Source organism: Paenibacillus sp. CR_12 (genome assembly GCF_041953985.1).
Classification (GTDB): Bacteria; Bacillota; Bacilli; order Paenibacillales; family Paenibacillaceae; genus Paenibacillus_AQ; species Paenibacillus_AQ lautus_A.
On the sequence record NZ_JAVFHO010000005.1, the window covers coordinates 370428 to 391535 of the forward strand.

Sequence of the window (21108 nt, forward strand, 5' to 3'; positions counted from 1 at the left end):
AAGGGTCATTTGTTTATTAGACATAACGCAAAGAAAGGAGTGCCTTGGATTGACGGAACGCGAGTTATTCGATTCATACAACAAGGACGTGTACCGTACCTGCTACTACATGCTGCGGAACGCCCAAGATGCGGAAGATCTCTGCCACGACGTATTCGTCACCGTATTTCGCCAGGATTGGAGAAGCGTAGAACATACACGCGCCTGGATCATGCGCATCGCGATGAATCACTGCCTGAACCTGCTTAGAAGGAATCAGACCCAGCGGGAAAAGCAAAGCCAGGTCGCTTGGCTCCACGAGCAGACCGCGGCATCGGTTAAATCCGTGGACACCATCGTATTGGAAAAAGCAGCGGCGGCGGAATGGGAGAGCCTGCTGCGGCAGCTCCCGGACAAGCTGATGGCCGTGGTCACGCTCCGCTATATTGGCGAGCTGTCGATGGCGGAAATTGCCGAAACGTTGAAGATCCCTGTAGGAACGGTTAAATCAAGGCTTCACAAAGCATTGAAAATCATGCGCAAAAAGCTCGAGCATCATAACGGCTTTTGGCTGAAGGGGGAGAAACAATTTGGAACGTTTTGAGAATACTCTGAAAAATCAGATGAACACAGCGAATAACGTGTCTTATCCTGATTTTGACCGGATGTGGAGCAGCATACAGCAGGACGAATTGAAGGTGGCCGGAGGGGAATCGACTCCGCTTCGTCCGCGTAAGCGAAAGCGAATTGCGATCATTACCGGGATATCCGTCGCCCTGATGGCTACGCCGGTCTATGCAGCCTTGAATTATGACTGGTCCCATCTTCTGTCTTACAAGGCCGGGATCCAGACTGCGCTAGAACAAGGGCTTGGCCAGGCAATTGAGAAATCCGTTACGAAGGATGGCATCACGCTAACGGTGCACACGGCGTTTATCGATGAGAACCGCACGTTCCTGCTCTACAGCCTGGATCCTGGCTCGAAGCGGGCCGGCGAACAAATCGCTTTTGACCGAATCGGGCTTAAAGATAAGGAAGGCCATTCCGTCGAGGGTCATTATTCGCATCAGTGGAGCGAGGAGTTAGGCGTATTCCAGGGGTATTTCGAGACCGATTGGGTTGCTGAGGGCCAGATCGCGGATATCGAGTTTGCGATGGAGAATATTCGTTTTACCGGCGATGGAAAACAGTCCATCCCTTACGACCCTCAAAACCCGAATACGCAGGTATTCCCCATTCAAAAGGATGGCATTGACAGCGTGACCCTGCAGTCCTTCGAGCAGGCCGAAGGCAATGTCCTGCTTCAATCGGCCATTAGATTTACGGACCCTGAAATGAACAGCAGAAGCTGGGTGCGAATTCAAGCAGCCGATGACAAGAATGAGATGATTAAGGAGGTTAAACCTTCTACTTTCGGAACTCCGGCAGCCACCGGAGAATACCTGAGCCAGCAAATATTCAAGTCCGATTCCCTGCGTGCGGAAGGTACGACATTCCAGTTGGCTTATGATCGCACGCTGCAAAGCGTCGATGATACCTGGAGCTTGAATATGGCTCTATCCAAGAAACAAATGGCCAACGGCACTTGGAAGGACGTGCTGAATATCCCTGTAGATCAGGTGCCTGGCGAATCGAAGATCCATGAAATGATCGTGACGCCAACCCAAGTCCGGCTGATCCTGACCCATAAGGAAAAGCATGCCCGTTTTCCATACATGGACTATCAGCTGGACGTAGGCGGAACGCTGTTAAGCGGAAGCATGTGGCATGTGCCCGGCCAGTCCAAGAAAACGGAGCTGCGCTTTGAAATGACCGGACTGGATGCAGCCTCTCTGGCGAACCGCCCCGTGTCTCTGGTCGCCAAGCACCGCGTCGACGAATTCGCCGGAGATAAGAATCCGATCCGCTTGACCGATATTTCGGCTGAGCATCAGACCTTAACGTCCAGCATCGCCGGCTATCCGATCACGTGGACCTATTACATGAAGGACCACAACCTCTATGTGGAATCCTTGAGCTCCGACCCGGCGTTCGGCGGCGTCAACCAGACTTATTATCTGGACGGCGAAGATCGGAACTATGGCATGCCGGCCATCATCGGCCTGCTCGGCGATGACAGCAATAAACATATGGACGTGTATAAGAATTTCGACAAGACCGAGCTCGAGGTTTATATTTGGAACTATACCACCCATAAGCGGGACGACGTCCTGCGCATTCCGCTCAAAACCGGAAAATAAACCTATCCAGCGTTATAAACGATAAAGAAACCCCATGCAGAGGACGAAAACGTTACCCGAAGCGGCATTTCTGTCTAGAAATGCCGCCCTTTCGGATGTTTCGTACTCCGTCAATGAAGGGTTTCTTCTTTTTTTTCGTTCACATGTCACAATTCTGGGCGGCAGACTGTCATATTGGTGAACATCAACCATCAACCGTAAAGGGGAACTGAACATGGAACTGCGAATGAATTACCGGTCGGCCAATCCCGAAGCCTTCAAAACCCTGCTAGCCCTGGAGCAAGCAGCCCAAAAAAGCGGACTGGATCATAAGCTGTACGAGATCATTAAGCTCCGGGCGTCCCAGATCAACGGCTGCTCCTTCTGCGTGGATATGCATTCGAAGGATCTGCTCTCCATGGGCGAGAGCGTGGACCGCCTCCTTCTTCTGCCAATGTGGCGCGAAGTGCCGATCTATTCCGATGAGGAACGGGCCGTCATCGAATTGACGGAGTGCGTGACCAAGCTGTCCGAAGCCGGCGTTCCCGCCGAGGTATACGAACGCGTGCGCAAGCATTTTGACGAGAAGCAATTCGTCGATCTGGTCATGGCGATTACGACCATCAATGCCTGGAACCGGATCGGCGTTGCTACAGGGCTGTTCCCGGGCTGTTTTGATTAAACAGCTGCAGTTTATCCGGATTGACCACAAGAAAGATCCGGCTGATGCGGGACAAATCGGGTTCCCACTCTGCCGTAAGCACCATGGAGACCCTGCCTTCCCGCTTCAGCAATACACCGGGCTCCCCATTGATGGAGACGGGTTCAAACCCTTCCCGAAACGAGCCTTTGGCAGACAATCCCTCGAAGAAAGCCCGTACCCGCTTCACGCCCAGTATCGGATTGATGGCTGCTTTCGCTTTGCCGCCGCCATCCGACAGCAGCGTAACCTCTTCCTTCAGGAAAGAGAGCAGCGGTTTAAAATTACCCATATCGGACGCCCGCAGGAAGGCTTCAACGAAGCGTTCCTGCTTTTCCGTACGGGTCCCTTCTCCCACCGGCCTCTCCGTATGTCGGCCCATTTTTTGCTGGGCACGGCTGAAGGTCTTGCGGCAGCTGATCTCCGTCTTGCCAAGCATCTCCGAGATTTCATGATATTCGAGACCCAGCGTATCCTTGGCGATATAGATGGCACGCTCCAGCGGCGTCAGGCGTTGGAGCAGCACCAGATAGGCATAGCCGATATTCTCGCGGCGTTCCGCAGGATCGGACCGCTTTATCATGTCATAATCCGGCATCGGCTCCGGCAGCCAGGGGCCGGTATACGTTTCGCGCTGGCACCTGGACGATTTCAGCAGGTTGATGCAGCGGTTCGTTGTCATTTTGGCCAAATATGCCTTCTCGTTTATCACCTCTCCCCGATCCATCTGCACGAATTGGGAAAAAACATCCTGCACGATGTCCTCGGCATCCGCCGCACTCCCCAGCATCCGGTAGGCCAGGCCGAACATCATCGGCTTGTATTCGATATAGATTTGATCCCATAACATCAGGCACACCTTCTTACTCTGTATATTGTCGGCAGTAAACTACACCACATATAAGACAGATGAACACTACCGTCTGTGACATCAAGACGCCCTAATCCTACTCTATCCTATAGATCCCGATCTCTAAAAGGGGCAGTTTATCGGAGAGTTTGAGGGTCAACGAACGCTGCGTTCGCGATCCAATATGAACATTGTGGACAAGGTACGATAAATCTATCGACATTTGGGTAATTTTTAAATAACATATGGGATGACCTCACCACAAACGTAAAAGGTTTAAGAGCTTAGAAAGTAGGGAAACACATGAAAAAATCCACCCCTTTACGTCGCGTCGAATTCGGTTATTTTCTGCTGATTGCTCTTGCCATCGTCCAGCAGGCGTTATTATTTTGGCACATCCATGTAAACCAAAGTTTTACTTTCATGGAATTTATGTTTAGCGCCGGCTCGCTGGCCGCTTTACTTATCGGGTTCTTTCTGCCGGTCGGCGTTTCGACGGTTGCCGTTTTTGTGTATTTGGTCACGTATTTCGTCTGGTTGTCCACGCTGGCTCCAATCCACGCGCTTACGCTGTCCTGGATTTTGCTGCTGCCCGCCAATACCGCCATTGCCGTCTTCATTAAGCTGGCCCTCGTGCGAAGCCGAAGATTTATCCGCCGTCTCGAGCAACTGAGGAAAACCAACCCGGACATCGACATCGATACCTCGCTCGGCAGCAAGGAGGCTTTTGAAAGCACGCTGGTGAAACAAGCAAATCTGGCAAACCGGTACTCCGATCAATACGGATTCTGCATTATGATGTTCAAGCTCGATTTCCTCCCCCTGACCAGAGAAAACGTCGGCTCCCACCGCTTTGCCAGGCTGATTGTGGAATTGTCCAATACGATTCAGAAGCAGATCCGTTACGAAGACTATAAGTTCTCCATCGGCGAAGGGCGGTTTATCATTCTATGTCCGCTCACCAAGCCGGAATACCTCAAAAGCCTCATGGACCGCATCAAAGTCGCCATGATGAACGTCCCCTTCCGGGATAAAAAAGGCATGTCCCTCAAGCTAGTGGTAAGAGCCGGCGGCCTCGTATTCCAGAAAGAGCAGTTCAGCCGATACGAACATATCGATGATGTCATCTCCGCTTTAGAACGTAATACCGAGACCGACCTCATCGGTGAATATATTTAACGAAGTTATCATCACCTTGAAAAAGGAGGCTTGCAGCCGATGTCGTATACCCATTGGTTTATCCCTCTATGCATCGGGGTCAGCATCGTGTTCTCCACCGCCATCATGATCCTGACGATCGCAACCTTAAGCTTCCGTTCGAAAATCAAACGAAAGTACGATCGGGGGAAGTTTAGTGACTGACTTTTTCCTTGTTATCTCCATCATCAGCATATGGATTGCCGTACTGGAGTCGATTATTATCATGGCCGGCGCCATCGTGTTCATTCATAAACAAAGCCGGCAGAAGCTGGTGAATCCCGGCAATTTGGAGGATTATCCCACCGTGACGGTCATGGTGCCCGCGCACGATGAGGAATTGGTCATCCAGGCAACGGTCGAGCACATTTTGCACATGAATTACCCTCACCACAAAATGCAGCTGATTGTCATCGCCGACAATTGCAAGGATCATACGGCCGAGCGGTTACAAGCGCTGAAAGCGAATGAGCGTTACCGGGACCGCGACTTTCTGATCCTGGAGAGAACGGGAACCGGCGGCAAATCGGGCGCTTTGAACGACGCGCTCAAGCAGGCAACCGGCGAATGGATCTGTGTCTACGACGCGGACGCCGCTCCCGAGAAAAATGCGCTGTTGTTCCTCACGCAGAAGGCGATGGAGCAGCCCGAACGCTACGGGGCCGTCTTCGGACGCAACAAGGCCCGAAACCGCGGGCAGAATTTCCTGTCCCGCTGCATCAATCTGGAGCTGGTGACCATTCAGCGCGTGCATCATACCGGGTTATGGCAGCTATTTAAGCTGGGTACCATTCCCGGCACGAACTTTATCGTGAAAACCGCGCTCATTCAGGACATCGGCGGATGGGATGAGCATGCGATCACCGAAGATACCGCGATTTCGTTCGAGATCCTGACGAGAGGGCAGCTGATTGCCCTGGCTCCCCAAGCCGAAGCTTATCAGCAGGAGCCCGAGGATCTGAAGGTGTACATGAAGCAGCGCGAACGCTGGGCCAAAGGCAACTACAGCGTCGTCACGGATAATATTCATCATCTGTTCGACCGGAGCAGCTGGCGGATTAAGCTGCATGTGCTGTATTACGCGGCCAGTTACTTCTGGTTTATGATTGCCATCATCATCTCGGATATTATATTTATCGCCAATATCGTGTATCAGATCATCGCGCTGTTTAATCCGGCCGTCGTCTCCCCTTTCCGGTTTGAAGGGGATGTCTACATGTATCTCGTCATTGCCTGGGCCTTAATGTATTACATCTACGTCCTGCAGATTAACCTGGCGCTCGCAACGGACATCGGCCAAAGCACCACGCGCAACTTCATTCTATCCTGCGTGTCGTACTTCACCTACGCTCAGCTGTTCCTCGTCATCTCCATTAAGGCGTTTTACTCCATGATCGTGGACAAGATTACGGGCAGGGAATCCAAGTGGTATAAGACGGAGCGGTTTGGATAGAGGGCGCCATTTATATTTGGTGTTAGAAAAATAAAAGAAGAAGGATCGCCATGTCATGGCGATCCTTCTTCTTGTCCCACTATGTTCACCATGCTGTGTAAAAGCATTTACATCGTCATGGCTATTCGATTTTCCAGTTCTTTTGCTCATTGCGAAGTTTCTCAGGCGTCACGTCATTACCGGCGGGATCCACGATGCTTAATCCCGAAAAGGTGCTCAGCACCTGTCCGCGAATTTCGCGCAGGTATTCCGTGCGCAAAACTTGCTGTTCGGCTCTTTCCGCAGCAGTGAGCACCCCTTCCCGCTGTTTTTGTGCCAATTCGTTAATCCGGGTTAAGCTTTGGATCATGATATCCCTCTTTTCCGTTATTTGTTTGTTTACTTATCTTAATATAAAGATATATTATTTAGAGGTATTTGTCAACCCCTGCCAACCTTCATTGCCATCAGGCGCATTTGTGATTATTTTCCTATCAAAAGTCCCTTCCTTTCCTTAAACTTGGTGTTTAAGGTTTATTTATTTACAAATCGTGGTTAATGTTAGTATTGAAAACTTGGTGTTCGCAGCATAATACAAATGCAGGTCTTCACCCCTTAGGAAAAATTGCTTATGCCTTTCTGGCAGCACATGAAATATAATAGAGGAACTTAACTTTAAACAACTGGGGGAACATCTATGAAATCTCAGCTTAACAACCCAGCTTCACCGGGGAAAAGCGATCGTTTTTCCTCTGCTGGATTCATCCTGGCCGCGATCGGGAGCTCTGTCGGCCTCGGAAACATGTGGAAGTTCCCGTACATTACGGGAGAACACGGCGGCGCAGCTTTCTTCCTGCTCTTCATTATCTGTCTCATCGTGATCGGTTTGCCCGTCCTGCTGGCGGAGCTTGCCATCGGACGAGCCGGCCGCGGGAGTGCCGCGACTTCCTTCGTTAAAGCGGGCGGACCGAAAGTCTTCGGACAGCTTGGATTGCTCCAGGTTATCGCGCCGTTTCTCATCCTGACCTTCTATGTCATTGTGGCAGGCTGGACGCTTCATTATGCCGTCATGTCGTTTAGCGGCAATCTGTACAGCAACACCGATTTCGGCGGTCAATTCACCGCGTTTACCGAAGGCTACATGCCGATCATTTGGCAGATTGTCGCTATTGCGATCACAGGATGGGTAGTGGCTAAAGGCATCTCCGGCGGAATCGAAAAATTCAACAAGGTCCTGATCCCGGGACTGATCATTCTGTTAATTGTGTTAATGATCCGTGCTGTAACCTTGCCAGGGGCCGGAGCAGGGGTATCCTTCTTCTTGAATCCTGACTTCTCGAAGCTGAGCCCGGAAGCGGCACTCGTCGCGCTGGGACATGCCTTCTTCTCCCTCTCGCTGGGGATGGGGATTCTGTTGACCTACGGGGCTTATGTCGATAAGCGGCAATCCCTTGGTCCAGCTACCCTAGCCATCGGCGCAGGCGACCTGATCTATGCATTTATTGCCGGGCTTATCATATTCCCGACAACCGCTTCGTTCGGGATCGAGCCGAATGCCGGCCCTTCCCTTGTCTTTATTGCCCTGCCGGCTGCGTTCTCGGCCATGCCGCTGGGTGCTTTTTTCGGAGGATTGTTCTTCGTCCTTCTAGCCATCGCTGCATTAACCTCCTCCGTCTCGCTACTGGAGGTCCCAACCTCGTATGTCATGGACCGCTGGCATTGGGGACGCACCAAAGCCGTACTCGTCATTGGCGCGCTGGTTATGCTAATTGGTCTGCCCTCCGCGTTGTCATTCGGCATCGTGCCTGGGCTTACCGATATCGGCGGCAAAAATTTCTTTGATTGGCTGGATTTCATCACATCCAATATCCTGCTTCCGGTCGGGGGCCTGATCACCACCATCTTCGCGGGATACTTCTGGAAGAAGGCGGCAGATGCGGCTGGTTTGAAAGCAGGCTGGTTCCGGGTGTGGCTGTTCATGCTCCGTTATATTGCGCCGGTTCTCGTATTACTGGTGCTGCTTCATACCACGGGCGTTATCACATTCGAATAATCATGCTCTCGGCAGCCCCATGGCCCTTCCGGCCAGGAGGCTGCCTTTTCTATGGACTTGGCTGCCTTACGGCCGGAGACGGACCGAACACTTGCAGATTGGCACACCTTCGATGAAGCTGATCATATACTATCCTAAAAGGAGGTGTTTTCTCTCCATGCCGATTCAATTGTTGGACATGCGTCTATCCGTCCATATGCCAATGCGGGCCAGCGATAGTGAACCCATCGATATTTCCGAGCCGCTCCTTATCGGAGATATCGGACTTCAAACCATCCCGGCGCTTGGAACGGTCAACGTCACGGACGTGCGCGTATGGCTGTCCGGCACGGTATCCTTGTTGCGTCCGGCCACAACCGAGGCAGGACCTCCCTCCATGACTCTATTGATTGAGCGAGACGGCAGCGGAACGCCGGGATCCGGAACGATCATTTACGAGCAGGTCGTCGATCCCGGGAACCTCTCGTTCAATATGTTTCCCATCTCCCTGACGGCCGGTGATTTCCCTCCCGCCGCGGTCGTTAACCAAGGATTGATCCGGTATACTCTCTATATAGTCTCGGCCGGCGAAAATTCACTGCTGCTCAGCGGACCGGTCTCCTTCAGCGGCATTGCGGTCGCCGGATCCGGTTGAGGCAAAGTTTGAACGGCAAGAAGGTCTTCCCCGGTTCGCTTTGGGAAAGACCTTTTTTAATTGAACCTAATGGCCGGTACCGACGACAGCAATGCTATCGATCGAACCGTTTACGGCTGTACACCGCGGCAGCTGCAACGATGGAGATGACCGTCCATCCTGCACAAATCAGCAGATCCTGGGTCATTTCGCTGATAGCGGCACCTTGGCTGACGCTGCCCATCACATCGATAAACTTCTGCGTAGGCAAGTAATCCACGATGCTCATGATCCATTCATTGCCTAAGATGGGAGCGAACATCGGGCCCATAACGAAGACAATCAGTACCGGCAAACCGATAATGGAGGACTCCTGTACGGTACGTGACATCAAGCCGATGATTAAACCAAGCGCAATGAACATGACGAGCGAGACGAGAATCAGCAGGGACGGAATTCCCCAGTTGACCTCCGGCACCTCCGAAACGGCTACCGAAGCGACCACCGCGATCAGGGTCAATACGAAGGTGAGGAAGCTTTTGCCCATCAGAATCTCGGTTGTGCTCGCAGGCGAGAGCATCAATACGCGCAGGGTATGCTTTTCCTTCTCTTCCGCCACCATCATCGCCAGCACGAATGCGCCTGTCATCGATAAGGCCAGCAGAATCGGGAAGCTCAAGATCATCATGTCATCGCCCTTTGTCCCTCCGCTCCCCATCTTGCTGAACAGGAAGGCAAACATGATCGGCATTCCCATCATCAACAGGATTTGCGGGTTGCGGATACTATCTTTCCACTCTTTGTTTATGATGGCTTGCAGTCTCTTCATGGAAAATGTCATTGCAATTCCCTCCCAGTCATTTTTACGAAAATATCGCCTAACGTCGGTTCATTGGAATGGATCGATAACAGCCTGCCTTCCAGCATCCATTGTCCGATGCGCTGCGCGCTCTCTTCATTTTGCTGCAGCACCCGCTTGCCCTCGCCCTTCACGAGAACCGTCATCGATTGATCGGCATGCGCCAGCCGCAGCTGCTGCGGGGTATCGATCGCTTTGATCACGCCATCATGGATAAAGGCCACGCGATCACAGAGGCTCTCCGCTTCCATCATATTGTGGGTCGTCAGAAAAATGGTGGTTCCTTCCCGATTCAATTTCCGCAGGCCCTCATGAATATGAAGGGTGTTAACCGGGTCCAACGCTGACGTCGGCTCGTCCAGGAATAACAGATCCGGCTTGTGGAGAATAGCACGTGCCAGCATCACTCGCTGTTTCATCCCTTTGGAGAGCTTTTTCACCATCGTCTGACGATCATTGGCCAGATTAACCTCTTCCAGCACCTCGGCAATCCGTTTCGATTCCACGTCATACAGCCTGCAGAACAGTTTCAGATTGTCTTGAATGGTGAGTCTCTCATATAATGCGCTGTTATCGGTCAGTATCCCGATCCGGCGCTTATGGCTGGCATCGTTCATTTTATTTATAGGTTGACCGAACACCTTCACGGTGCCGGAGTTTGGAAGCAATTGGGAAGTCAGGATCTTCACGGTCGTTGTTTTGCCCGATCCGCTTGGACCCAGGAATCCGAATATTTCGCCTTGATGAACATTAAATTGTATATGCTGTAACGCACTCTTGTTTCCGAACGCTTTCAGCAGCTGATTGACTTCAATGATTGGTTGCACGTTTGATCCATCCCTTCAGGTTGTCGTTGTCGCCTTACACCCTTCATGTTAAGGTAACGTCGAAAACGCCGCATTATAATAGGGATGAAAGGAGTATATCCGCTATCGAAACCTGCGATATCAGCTTTGAACGGAGCAAACATTCGGATGAATGCAACGCAAATCAAATGCCAATGATCTTTTTTAGCTCATCGTATTTGCCTTTGGATAACGGGATGGAGCTCTTGGAATGGTCGTCCAGAATTAAACTGTAGCTGTTCCGTGTCCATGTGATGACTTCACGGACCTTCTGCAGATTCACCAGGTACGAGCGGTGACAGCGATAGAAGCCGAACCCCTTGAGCCTCCCTTCCAGATCGCTTAACGACATGGAGCAGGCATAGATCCCTTGGAGGACATGGAGATTCGCGACGCCTTCATGGCTCTCGATATAATCAATTTCTGTCGGATCAAACAGAATCAGCTTGTCCCCCACCTTGGCCGGAATCTTCTCGAAGCGTACGGGCTGGACGAAGGCCGCCACTTGAGCTCCCGCGGGGACCGATTGTCCTCCAGTCCCGGCTTCGTCAAAGGTTTCGGAAGATTGCGAATGATCAGGGAAAGCGCTTAGCTCGGCGGATTTGGGCTTAGCCTCGGCGGATTCCGTTTCTGTTGCGGTCTTAGGCGCAGTCAACGGAGCCTGTGCTTCTGTTTCTTGAATTACAGTCTCCGCAGCAGCCTCAGCGGGCATTATATTTTCAATCCTGGAATCAACTGCTGTATATAGTCTTCCCTGATCCTCTACCTCAATTGAATGGAATGGCTCTCTATCTTCATCTCCATCTCTATCGCTAATGGGGTCCAACTCTTCTTCCGCCGTTTCCAGCTTTTTAAACCCGGCATGGCTATATAAATAAACATCATTGGTCATCGATATGGCCTGTTCCAGCACCATGGTCGTGATGACGATCGCTTTGCCTTCCTCTATCAGAGCCGGTATCAGATTACGAATGATATAACTTGTCTCAAGATCGACATTTTGCTCCGGGTCTTCCATGAGCAAAACCGGCGGATTATGCACGAGTGCACGTGCGATGGACAATCGGCGCATTTCCGAAGGCGTCAACTGCAACACCCGGCTGTTTTGCTTCTCTGCTAGTCCTAAGCGCTGCATTAACAGCTCCATGTCCGGCTTCGTCTCATAGAGACGAGCATAAAAATGGAGAAATTCACGAACCTTCAGACGCTCGTATGCCGCATCCGATAACAGCTGAATCCCTATTTTTTCTCTAATATTCCGTGTATGTTCCGGTGTCAGCGCCTCTCCCTGAATCCGGATGGAGCCCTCCGATATCGGCGTCTGCCCGATCATGGCGAGCAGCAATTGATGTCCTAATTCGTGATTGCATTGAATGGCAACGCATTGACCTGCGCTCACCTCAAGGTTGATGTGTGGAATTAATACGGTACTGCCGGATGTCTTCTGCACGTGTCGTAGCTGTACTGCGCTCATCTGATTTTGTATCCCCCTAGATTGTTGATTCATCAGTCCTATTTTAATGGAATGATTTGGCTGAAACTACTATTTATTTCGGATCATTCGCTAGCAGATGCTATTTCCCGAGAAATAATGACAAGGTATAACCATGAATGAAACAAAAAAAGACTTCTAATTAAAGAAGTCCGAATTACTTATTTTTACATATCAAGCATTAAAATCAATTGGCAGTTAGTATTTCGTCGCACCCGTTCACAACATCGCCTGAAGCCGGACGATAGCCTGTGCCCGATCGACAACCTCCAATTTACTATAGAGATTGCTAATGTAATTACGGGCTGTGCCTTCCGCAATATGCAGCATATCTGCGATTTCCCGGTTGTTCAACCCTTGGACCATCAGTCTTGCCAGTTCTTCTTCCCTTTCGGTCAACCGGATTCGATCCAACCGATTTCTTAGCATACCAGAATGCCCTTCTGACATTCTGCTCATTCTTGCCGCCAATTTAGCAGCAACCGGAGCAGGAAGAATGAACTGTCCCGCAATCGTATCCCGAATCGATGCAATCATTTTATCCGCATCCATATCCTTTAACATGTATCCGTTCGCTCCGTGCGCCATTCCTTCTACGATGTAATCCGTCTCAATGAACGTAGTTAAAATAAGAATAAAGATATCCGGATGGCTCTGTTTTATATGCTTCAGCGCTTGGATTCCATCCATGACGGGCATTTGAATATCGAGCAGTACAAGTTTTGGTTGGAGGGCATCCGCCAATTCACAAGCTTCTTCCCCGTTCTTGGCTACCCCTACAACCTCCATGTCGTCTTCCAGATCCAGTATCGTCCGTAGCCCTTCGCGTGTTAACAGCTGGTCGTCAGCCACTACAATCGTGATTTTTTCCATTCCTTTTCCCCAATCCATTGCTTTTGGTAAGGCAAATTAATCCGAAGCAGACAACCTTGACCGGGTCTGGAATCCACCGTCAAGCTGCCTCCCAATTGTTCAACGCGTTCTCTCATTGTTTTCAGTCCAAAACCATTAACGATTGTGCGAGCCCCGATACCTTGGTCTTGAAGCCTGAACTCAAGCTCCGACCCCACGAGCATCAGATTAAAATGGAACACCTTGCTTCCACCATGTCGTATTCCGTTAGTTAATCCCTCCTGCAGCGCATGATAGATCGTCTTCTTACATGCTGTAGACAACCATTCGGGCAGATCATGGATAGACGCATGGATGGTAACTCCAGCGTTTCGCTCCGTATCCCGGATTAATCCCTGAAGCATATTGGGAAGATGGGCATACTTGTCCTCCCTTAACATGTGTACCGAGCCCCGGATTTCATTGAGGCTGTGGCGCACCAAATCTTGTGCCTCGTTCAGCCGCTGAACTCCGGCTTGCATATCCTTATGAAGCAGCCTTTTGCCTGCTTCAATCTGCAGAATCGTCGAAGTAAGCGTATGCCCAACAATATCATGAATCTCTTGCGCGATACGATTCCGTTCCTCATAGACTGAGGCCTCAGCCTGCGCGGCCGATGTTTCCCTCATCGATCGCTCCAGACTTCGCGTTCGCTCTTCCACTTGAAGCTCCAGATTTTCCTTCAAATATTGAATCCCGGTATACAGCTTGGCATTTTTGATCGAAATTGCGCATTGAGAGCCTAGCAATTTCAATATATCGAGCCGCTGGGGCGTAAATATGCTGCGCGATAATTTATTCTCCATATATAAAACGCAAGTCAGTTGATTCTGATGGATAATCGGTAGACACAGCACCGATTTTAACCCTTTGTTCCTGACATACGTATTGCGTACAAACATTCCTTCATTCGACGCGTCATGGAGAACAATGACCTCTTGCGTTCTGGCTGCATAACCGACAATGGGGGCAGGTACGATTTCGGATTCCTCCCCCAACGGCACGGACTCGATCCGGATATCCGCTGATGTGCCCCAAGCCTCAATTGTCCATTTGCCCTCATCGTCGAAAATAACCGCTCCATACTCCGCGCCCGCATTGTGCAGCATAATTCGCATCAGCGAATCCAACAGCCGGCTCATCTCCATTTCACCCGATAAAGCCTGTGCGGACATCATGACCGAGAGCGTATCCACGCGTTCCAATCCAGACTCGGGCCTCAATTGCAGCAGATGAGGGTGCTCCTGCTTAAGAACCGCAGCCTTCGCCAAAGCCCCCCACTGCACGTAAGCTTCATAAGCCTCCGCCATATATATTCTGGCCAGACGCGGCTTGCCTTGACGCAAGCCATATTTGCCGTAACACTCCGCCGCCATCGCCATATCGTGAATATGTCCATATTGGCGGGCAGCCTCTATCGATTGCTCGTATAACTCCTCGGCTTGACGGTTCCTCCGCATCAACCGAAATATCTCCGCTTTCATCAACAAATATTTATGCTGATAATTTTCTGGGCAGCGAATGGCGTATTCTTTCATTTTGCTTAGCCGCTTGCGCAATTTCCCCATATAATCGTTCTGCACTTCCATCGGCGCTTCTTCGTAAAGCTTTGCCCATACCAGCGACTCGTAATAGTATTGAAGAATCGGATCACCAGCCGTTTTCCGCTTTTCCAAAATAACGGCTGACCTGGCTAACGCTTCATTCGCTTCCCGATACTCGCCAAACAGATACCCCGGCAAATATCGGTAAATGCATACTAACTCTTCGATCACATGGAATGAATCCCCGTGAACCGACTCGGCAAACTCCGCATCCGTAATCTGCCCGGTATCGAAGGGATCATCAGGTGATCGAACGCCCGTCAACCGAATGAGAAGCGCAATAAATACTTTAAGCTGCTTGGAATGAAGATGATTATGATGTCTTAAGATATTCCCTGAGCTTGCGATTAGCCGGTCATATATCTCACCTAACGGATGACCAAACTGTAAGAGGGAACCACAATTGATCAGCACGCTTTGATTCCCTTGCCACAAGTCGCCGGATTCTAACCCGATCTTGCCTGCCTTCTCGGTAAATACCCCGAGTAGAGCCGGGTCGTATCGCCGCCAACTATCGGAACACAAAGTAAATGCGGTCAGCGTTCTCACATGCAGCTGCGGATATGGTTTCGACAAGCGATATGCGAGCATTCCCCATTTAAATGCCTCTTCATGACGAAAGCGATAATACATGAACAGGGCGTAGCCCATAAACCCGATGGAGGCCTCCGGGGTCATGCCGTAACGCAGCGTCATATCGACGATCGTTAGAGTATAAGAAAGCCATCCCTTCCGATTGACATAGAACGAGGCATTGCTCATATGAACCAACGCGGATATGGCCAGCTGCCGGGACGCATCCGTCATGGGAGGCAATTGATCCAGTTCTTTCATCGAATACTTGCCTAATTTCCGCTTTAGCCGTAACCACTGGAGAGTCAATCGGAATGAACCGAAATCAGACGGAAAATCAACTTGCAGCAGCCTTAAGGCATCTTGACCTAACGAGATCACTTCCCCATAATGGTCCTGACTTGCCTTCAGATGCATCTTCAGTACACAAACCGATGCTTTGTCCAAAGGGGTAACCGCCTTCTCCATCAAAGATTGGAACAAGTCGTGGGCGAGCTGGAAATGGGCACATAAATATTCCAATTCCGCTCGTTCCCGGTTAGCCTGAAAAGCGAGCCCATAATTTGTCCCCCAGTTATCCCCGTCCGCCTCCAAATAAGCCGTTGCAAGGCGCATATATCGCAGAGCAGTCTCATAGGCGGTCGATTCTTTTGCCTTCAAGCCTGCCCTAAGGTTCAGCTCCGCCATCCTTGTTCTCTGTTCAGGTTGACGGTTCCCCTCCCCGGCAAGGTTCATATGATTAACAGCTTCAAATAAAGCCTCCGTACCTTCTCCCTGACCGAGATTCATTCGGTCAAGGAAGAGCAAGCCGATGCTCCAATGCAATTCCGAGCGTTCTTCTTCCGGAACAAGCGTGTAAGCCACCTGCTGGATGCGGTCGTGTTGAAATTTATAGGAGCTTCGGCTACCGTCGTTGATGAGCTGCACCAATGACATCCTTTCTGCCATCTCCAGTTCCTTCGCCAGTTTCGTTATGTGGAGCCCGGATATAATGGAGAGGGTTTCCAGATCAAATCGGCTTCCGAGAAATGAAGCATAGCCGACCACAATCTTTGTTGATGGTGGCATTACCTGCAATCGATCCGTCAGATAGGAGACCGCATTATCGGGAATGTTCATTTCGGCAATAAACGGCAAATCCCATGACCAGCTTTTGCTCGATGGATCAAAGAACACATGGCCATGGGCAATTAAATCTCCAAGAAACTGCTTGAGAAAGAAGGGGTTGCCGTCTGTCTTCCTAAGCAAGGCAACAGCCAGCTCCTCTACATCTCCATCTTTATGACGCATGACATCCTTTAACAGCTGGTTTATATCCTCCAAGGCAAGCGGCTGCAGGTCGATACGATTCCGTATTATACGATCATGAGTCAAACGGTTTTCTAATCGACGGATCGGGTCGGCATCTTGATCACGGTAAGCCAATGCAACCAGCAAATGCTTGGTTGCTCTGTCGTCCAGAAGAAATTCCAGATATCGAAGAGATGCTTCGTCCGCCCATTGAAGATCGTCAAGAAATAGAACCAGGGGACAGTTCGGACGAAGGAACAACTGGATAAATCGGTTCATGATCAGATGAAACCGTTCCTGGGCTTCCACGGGCGGCAGCGGTTGAACAGGCGGCTGTTGGCCTATCAGCAGTTCCAGCTCGGGAACCCGTTCAATCAGAATTTTCCCGTAATCCTCAACCGCTTGAAGAATCCGCAGCTTCCATACTTCGGCCTGCAGTTTGCCCTCGGTCAGCAGTTGACGAATCAGTTTACGGATCACCTGAATCCAAATATCGTAAGGCTGAGCCGTCTGATGGGTGCCGAACTTGCCCCTGATGAAGAAATAGTCCATAGATGCAGCCTGTTCCAGAGCTTCCATGAGAAAAGAAGTTTTTCCTATCCCCTCCGTACCGCTAACGCCAACCAGCACAACAGACCCGTTAGCCGCCCTCCGCACTGCATCCTGCAGCATCTGCAGCTCGGCTTGCCGTCCGTAGAATTGGGCCGATTCCACCCATCGTTCCGGTATATCCCGGCTTCCAAGTCGGAATGGTTCCACCTCGCCTGTAACCTGAAGCCGATTGAAACACTCCTCAAGGTCCGTTTGAATACCGAATGCGCTGACATACCTATCGTCGGGCATCTTCTCCATGCATTTCTGTATAATATCGGACACTATTTTGGGGATGAAGGGGAATTTGCGGTGCAGAGGCTCAGGGGTGCCGGCAAGATGGCGGTATACCGTATTTACAGGGTCGATATGTTCAAAGGGTAAAGTACCGGACAACCACTCGTATAATATGATCCCGAGGGAATAAAAATCGGATCGGTAATCCGGCGTCATTCCCGTTCTGCGTGTCTGTTCGGGCGATATATAAGGAAGAAACGCATCCGGCCGGCTTAAGGAAGACAACGGGCTTTTGCCCGCTTCGGTTGAACACATACGGATATCGATCAGCTTCGCTTCATAGGTGCGGGGATTGACCATCAGATGAGAGGGCGTGATCTCGTTCAGCGTCATATTCTCTCGATGAATCCGAATAAGACAATCGGTTATGGCAACAGCCATGCGCAGGAGATCCGGAAGTTCCGTAACGTCAGAATATGCCCGCAGCAGCTGTTCCAATGTAACCCCGGCCATCTCTTTCAGGAGAAGAACCGGCCGGTCTGCGATCATCTCCAAACTGTACGCTTCCAAGGCTCCACGGCCATCCAGCTTCTTCAATACGCCATACTCGTATCGAAAAGCAGCCACCATGGCCGATTCCGGACCTGCATCGCGCGTTGTCTTGGCTAAGACGCGCATACCGTCGATAGAACGCGAAAGTCTAAAGAGTTGAATGTCTCCATTAGTATGGATTACGTCCAATGTTTGATATCCTGGCATTTCAAACATAAAGTTCCACTCCCTGATTATATGTAACAGCGTATTTAACGATTGCAGGCTAATTAAGGCTATTATAGCATTCGTCATTGCCGCGCTATATCAATCGCAAAAAGCTCGCGGCATTTCTTTTCTTCTGATATGCAGTAGGCTCGGTTCCGAAATCTTCGACAGAACGAATGGGGAAAACAGACCTTCCCCTTCGGTGGTCTGTTCTCATGGCTTGCCGTATGTATCGACGTTGTGAAACATCTGCAACAAGCACTGCCTATTCATGACGATCGTCGTTGTTGTACCGAACATATTTAATATAATAGAAGGGCAGCTCGACAAATAGTGAGTGGTGTCATTAAATTGTCATATGACATCGATCAGATTTTAGGTAATGACAGGGGTTTGCCAAACCGCGGTGACGGTTGATGAGGGTAACCTGGGTAGGGGACTTCGGGTTCGGTCTTGATTTCAGGGTTCTCCAAGTTGAATTTATGAATGTCAATCCCTAGCTGAATACAAACGTCTTCTATTTTCAGATTAATGGACATACATCACCTCATGAACGGATATGACCTTACTTCACAGAGCATCTGAAATCATGTTTCGTATCCAAGCCAGGATGTGATTTACCTCATAAATATAACGCATGGCCCGTGCGACCAACAGTGTGTGTTGTCATGAATATTGTCATATGACAATCATCTCGAATTGGTCGAATAGGAAATAAAATGAAAAAGAGCACGCCGATTTGCGTGCTCTTCTCCAATCATTCACAAGACGCCATCATCGCTGACAGCGAATCAAAGCTATTTGCTCAACACGGCCGCCGCCTCCGTGAGCATCATTCCGCTCAGCTGCACGCTCAGTTGAACGGGAAGAGTCGGCAGAGCGTCCCAGGCAGGGCCGCATAAACCAGCATCCTCAAGCATTCCCTTCTCCCACAGCGTTTCCGCGTTACGCTGGATCATTCGGCGTACGGCGTCCTCTTCGGGCGCCTCTTCAAGCAGCACCAGCAGATAACGGATGAGGATGCCTTTAAACAGACCCGTGTCGTCAATGCCCTCATCGGGCAGAAGCCGGGTTTTTGGATCGCACAGCTCCAGCATGCACGCGTCAGCGGTCCGTTTAGCGTCATCGAGATAGGACTTATCCCCCGTACAACGGTATAATTCCACTCCGGCACCGAGGAACACGCCCTGGCAATACGTGAACTTCCAATCGTAATCGATCTCACCGTCGCCGAGCCGGTTCATGCCATCCCACACAAACCCGGTCGATGGATCGACAAGCCGGCTTTTGTTCCATTCATAAATGCGCTTTGCCCAGATCAAATCCTCTTCGTTCCGCTCCAAAAGATACAGCCTCGCCGCCAAAATGGCGGCAGGCGCGTTAGCCGGCGTGTTTTTGTAATCCAGCTGATCCTTCTTCCACGCCATGCCGCCCCCGCAGTGATCGTTCCAAGCGGTCTTGATGTCTTCCCACAGCGTAAGCGCCTGCTCCTTATACCACTCGGTACCGGTAGCCTGATGCGCACGCAGCAGCGCGAGTGCCGTCCACTCCATGTCATCGTAGTAATTGTGGGTGAACGTATGGCCGTTGTACTTGTACAGGCTTCGGCTGAATGCTTCCATTCGGTCGGCATACACCGGTTTTCCCGTGCGCTTATAAGCGTCAACCAGCACATCCAGCACATGCGCCTGCCACCAATAATAGAAATTCTCGCCTGCCGCGGCATGTTCCCGCGGAAACCATTGATCCATAATGCCGCTGTCCGGGTTTCCGTAATTTCGGTACATGGCCTCCTGCAGCAGGTCCGCTCTCTCATCCCAGTTCGCCGCAGAATGCCGACCATCGCTCCCCCCGGCCTGCCCTGCGGATTCCAGCACGGCCGCACATTCAAGCAGCATCACGGCGCTCAGCTGCGAGCTGAGCTGAACGATAGCCTCAGACGTTCGGCGGCTCTTCCAATCGGTCCCGAACAACGCGCCATCTGCAGTCTTTCCCTGTTCCCAGAGCACATTGGCGTTCCGGCTCAGCCACCCTGCAGCTTCTGTTGCTTCAGGCCACACCTTGATAGCTTCCGTTACATAACGGATCAGGATCCCTTTGAACAATCCGGCATCGCCTCCGCCTTCGTCCGGGAGGATGCCTTCCGCCGAATCCGCCAGCTCTACGCCCATCGCTTGAAAGGTCCGCTTGGAGTCTTCAAGGTACGCCGAATCACCCGTAACCCGAAACAGCTCGACCGCTGCTCCGATAAATACGCCTTGGCAATACGTGAATTTCCAATCTTTATCGATGGCCCCGTCCCCGGTACGGTTCATTCCGTCCCAGACAAAACCCGTGGCAGGATCCACGAGGGCATTCTTCTGCCAAGCGTAGATTTTCCGAGCCCATTCCAGGTCAGCCGGGTTGCCTAAAGCCCGATACAGCCGTGCCGCCAAAATAACCGCAGGCGCATTTGCCGGGGTATTCTTATAACCGAGCTGCTCCTTGTGCCAAGCAATTCCCCCGCCTTGAACATCGTTCCAGCCGGTTTGAATATCCTCCCAGAGCGTCAGCGCCGCTTGCTTGTACTTCTCCAGCCCCGTCGCCTCATAGGCGCGCAGCCATGCCAGCGCCATCCATTCCATGTCATCGTACAGCTCATTCGGCCATGCGCCCTCATTCCGGCGGAGCACTCCCTCATACAGCTGCTCCAGCCGCTCCGCATACAACGGATCCGCCGTGCGAACATAACCGTCCACCAGCACATCCGCCGCATGCGCCATCCACCAATAATGGAAAATCGTGTTGCACGCCCCGTCCGGGCACGGCGTTTCTATATTGTACATACGGATCGAATCATTCCAGAAATGACGTTCCAGCGCGCGCTGCGCCTCATCGGCCCTTTTGGTCCATATACCGGACACCGTTATCATTGTCGAAATCAC

The 21108-nt window shown here is 51.1% G+C and carries 15 protein-coding genes and 2 pseudogenes; 8 read left to right on the forward strand and 9 right to left on the reverse strand.

Going from position 1 to position 21108, the window contains the following annotated elements; all coding sequences use genetic code 11:
- The first annotated feature begins 49 nt into the window (after positions 1 to 49).
- The 3 genes from RB297_RS20460 (at position 50) to RB297_RS20470 (ending at position 2880) form a co-directional block, all read left to right on the forward strand.
- Positions 50 to 583, forward strand: coding sequence for an RNA polymerase sigma factor (locus tag RB297_RS20460; protein ID WP_036664778.1), 534 nt, complete (start codon positions 50 to 52; stop codon positions 581 to 583).
- Positions 570 to 2219: a DUF4179 domain-containing protein gene (locus tag RB297_RS20465; RefSeq protein WP_192569977.1), complete on the forward strand. Its 1650-nt coding sequence runs from the start codon at positions 570 to 572 to the stop codon at positions 2217 to 2219. The genes RB297_RS20460 and RB297_RS20465 overlap by 14 nt, the downstream gene beginning before the upstream one ends.
- Before the next feature lie 214 nt (positions 2220 to 2433).
- A complete protein-coding gene (locus RB297_RS20470) occupies positions 2434 to 2880 on the forward strand; it encodes a carboxymuconolactone decarboxylase family protein (RefSeq protein WP_009593821.1) in 447 nt (148 codons plus the stop codon).
- On the opposite strand, the gene RB297_RS20475 is transcribed toward RB297_RS20470, so the two are convergent.
- A complete protein-coding gene (locus RB297_RS20475; RefSeq protein WP_375121287.1) occupies positions 2849 to 3748 on the reverse strand; it encodes a sigma-70 family RNA polymerase sigma factor in 900 nt (299 codons plus the stop codon). The genes RB297_RS20470 and RB297_RS20475 overlap by 32 nt on opposite strands.
- A gap of 303 nt (positions 3749 to 4051) precedes the next feature.
- Here RB297_RS20475 and RB297_RS20480 point away from each other — a divergent pair, with 303 nt between their 5' ends.
- From RB297_RS20480 to RB297_RS20490, 3 genes are read left to right on the forward strand one after another with little or no spacing between them, the layout of a single operon-like run.
- On the forward strand, positions 4052 to 4927 hold the full coding sequence (locus RB297_RS20480; RefSeq protein ID WP_012818610.1) for a GGDEF domain-containing protein: 876 nt from the start codon (positions 4052 to 4054) through the stop codon (positions 4925 to 4927).
- Positions 4928 to 4966: 39 nt separating this feature from the next.
- The gene (locus tag RB297_RS20485) at positions 4967 to 5110 is read left to right on the forward strand and encodes a hypothetical protein (protein WP_176502464.1); all 144 of its coding nucleotides are present in this window, start codon (positions 4967 to 4969) and stop codon (positions 5108 to 5110) included.
- The gene (locus RB297_RS20490) at positions 5103 to 6398 is read left to right on the forward strand and encodes a glycosyltransferase family 2 protein (RefSeq protein ID WP_375121288.1); all 1296 of its coding nucleotides are present in this window, start codon (positions 5103 to 5105) and stop codon (positions 6396 to 6398) included. Before RB297_RS20485 ends, RB297_RS20490 begins: the two co-directional genes overlap by 8 nt.
- Positions 6399 to 6519: 121 nt before the next feature.
- Here RB297_RS20490 and RB297_RS20495 read toward each other — a convergent pair whose 3' ends face one another.
- Positions 6520 to 6747 (reverse strand): DUF896 domain-containing protein, encoded by a 228-nt coding sequence (locus RB297_RS20495; RefSeq protein WP_012818607.1) that lies wholly within the window; start codon positions 6745 to 6747, stop codon positions 6520 to 6522.
- 327 nt (positions 6748 to 7074) lie between these two features.
- Here RB297_RS20495 and RB297_RS20500 point away from each other — a divergent pair, with 327 nt between their 5' ends.
- Together RB297_RS20500 and RB297_RS20505 are read left to right on the forward strand one after the other, a co-directional pair.
- The gene (locus RB297_RS20500; protein ID WP_096774823.1) at positions 7075 to 8430 is read left to right on the forward strand and encodes a sodium-dependent transporter; all 1356 of its coding nucleotides are present in this window, start codon (positions 7075 to 7077) and stop codon (positions 8428 to 8430) included.
- 157 nt (positions 8431 to 8587) lie between these two features.
- Positions 8588 to 9064, forward strand: coding sequence for a hypothetical protein (locus tag RB297_RS20505; RefSeq protein ID WP_096774824.1), 477 nt, complete (start codon positions 8588 to 8590; stop codon positions 9062 to 9064).
- Positions 9065 to 9158: 94 nt separating this feature from the next.
- Here the strand turns inward: RB297_RS20505 and RB297_RS20510 are convergent, their stop codons facing one another.
- The 7 genes and pseudogenes from RB297_RS20510 to RB297_RS20535 all read right to left on the reverse strand — a co-directional run bounded on the left by RB297_RS20510 (position 9159) and on the right by RB297_RS20535 (position 21096).
- Positions 9159 to 9884, reverse strand: a complete 726-nt coding sequence (locus RB297_RS20510; RefSeq protein WP_375121289.1) for an ABC transporter permease — start codon at positions 9882 to 9884, stop codon at positions 9159 to 9161.
- Positions 9881 to 10729, reverse strand: a complete 849-nt coding sequence (locus RB297_RS20515; protein WP_096774826.1) for an ABC transporter ATP-binding protein — start codon at positions 10727 to 10729, stop codon at positions 9881 to 9883. Before RB297_RS20515 ends, RB297_RS20510 begins: the two co-directional genes overlap by 4 nt.
- A 163-nt stretch (positions 10730 to 10892) precedes the next feature.
- Positions 10893 to 11255, reverse strand: a pseudogene (locus RB297_RS31050) (LytTR family DNA-binding domain-containing protein); the annotation flags it as partial.
- 510 nt (positions 11256 to 11765) lie between these two features.
- Positions 11766 to 12254 (reverse strand): annotated as a pseudogene (locus tag RB297_RS31055) (ATP-binding cassette domain-containing protein); the annotation flags it as partial.
- A gap of 204 nt (positions 12255 to 12458) precedes the next feature.
- Positions 12459 to 13112 carry a response regulator gene (locus RB297_RS20525; protein WP_096774829.1) on the reverse strand — a complete coding sequence of 218 codons (654 nt, stop codon included), beginning with the start codon at positions 13110 to 13112 and terminating at the stop codon, positions 12459 to 12461.
- Positions 13091 to 18193 carry an AAA family ATPase gene (locus RB297_RS20530; protein ID WP_375121290.1) on the reverse strand — a complete coding sequence of 1701 codons (5103 nt, stop codon included), beginning with the start codon at positions 18191 to 18193 and terminating at the stop codon, positions 13091 to 13093. The genes RB297_RS20525 and RB297_RS20530 overlap by 22 nt, the downstream gene beginning before the upstream one ends.
- A gap of 788 nt (positions 18194 to 18981) precedes the next feature.
- Positions 18982 to 21096: a glycoside hydrolase family 76 protein gene (locus tag RB297_RS20535; RefSeq protein ID WP_375121291.1), complete on the reverse strand. Its 2115-nt coding sequence runs from the start codon at positions 21094 to 21096 to the stop codon at positions 18982 to 18984.
- Between the last annotated feature and the right edge of the window lie 12 nt (positions 21097 to 21108).

What these genes read in the sequence shown, in the direction of transcription:
- RB297_RS20470 (WP_009593821.1), top strand. Translation starts at nt 2,434, where the DNA reads ATGGAACTGCGAATGAATTACCGGTCGGCCAATCCCGAAGCCTTCAAA.
- RB297_RS20475 (WP_375121287.1), bottom strand. Translation starts at nt 3,748, where the DNA reads ATGTTATGGGATCAAATCTATATCGAATACAAGCCGATGATGTTCGGC.
- RB297_RS20480 (WP_012818610.1), top strand. Translation starts at nt 4,052, where the DNA reads ATGAAAAAATCCACCCCTTTACGTCGCGTCGAATTCGGTTATTTTCTG.
- RB297_RS20485 (WP_176502464.1), top strand. Translation starts at nt 4,967, where the DNA reads ATGTCGTATACCCATTGGTTTATCCCTCTATGCATCGGGGTCAGCATC.
- RB297_RS20495 (WP_012818607.1), bottom strand. Translation starts at nt 6,747, where the DNA reads ATGATCCAAAGCTTAACCCGGATTAACGAATTGGCACAAAAACAGCGG.
- RB297_RS20500 (WP_096774823.1), top strand. Translation starts at nt 7,075, where the DNA reads ATGAAATCTCAGCTTAACAACCCAGCTTCACCGGGGAAAAGCGATCGT.
- RB297_RS20505 (WP_096774824.1), top strand. Translation starts at nt 8,588, where the DNA reads ATGCCGATTCAATTGTTGGACATGCGTCTATCCGTCCATATGCCAATG.
- RB297_RS20510 (WP_375121289.1), bottom strand. Translation starts at nt 9,884, where the DNA reads ATGACATTTTCCATGAAGAGACTGCAAGCCATCATAAACAAAGAGTGG.
- RB297_RS20525 (WP_096774829.1), bottom strand. Translation starts at nt 13,112, where the DNA reads ATGGAAAAAATCACGATTGTAGTGGCTGACGACCAGCTGTTAACACGC.
- RB297_RS20530 (WP_375121290.1), bottom strand. Translation starts at nt 18,193, where the DNA reads ATGTTTGAAATGCCAGGATATCAAACATTGGACGTAATCCATACTAAT.
- RB297_RS20535 (WP_375121291.1), bottom strand. Translation starts at nt 21,096, where the DNA reads ATGATAACGGTGTCCGGTATATGGACCAAAAGGGCCGATGAGGCGCAG.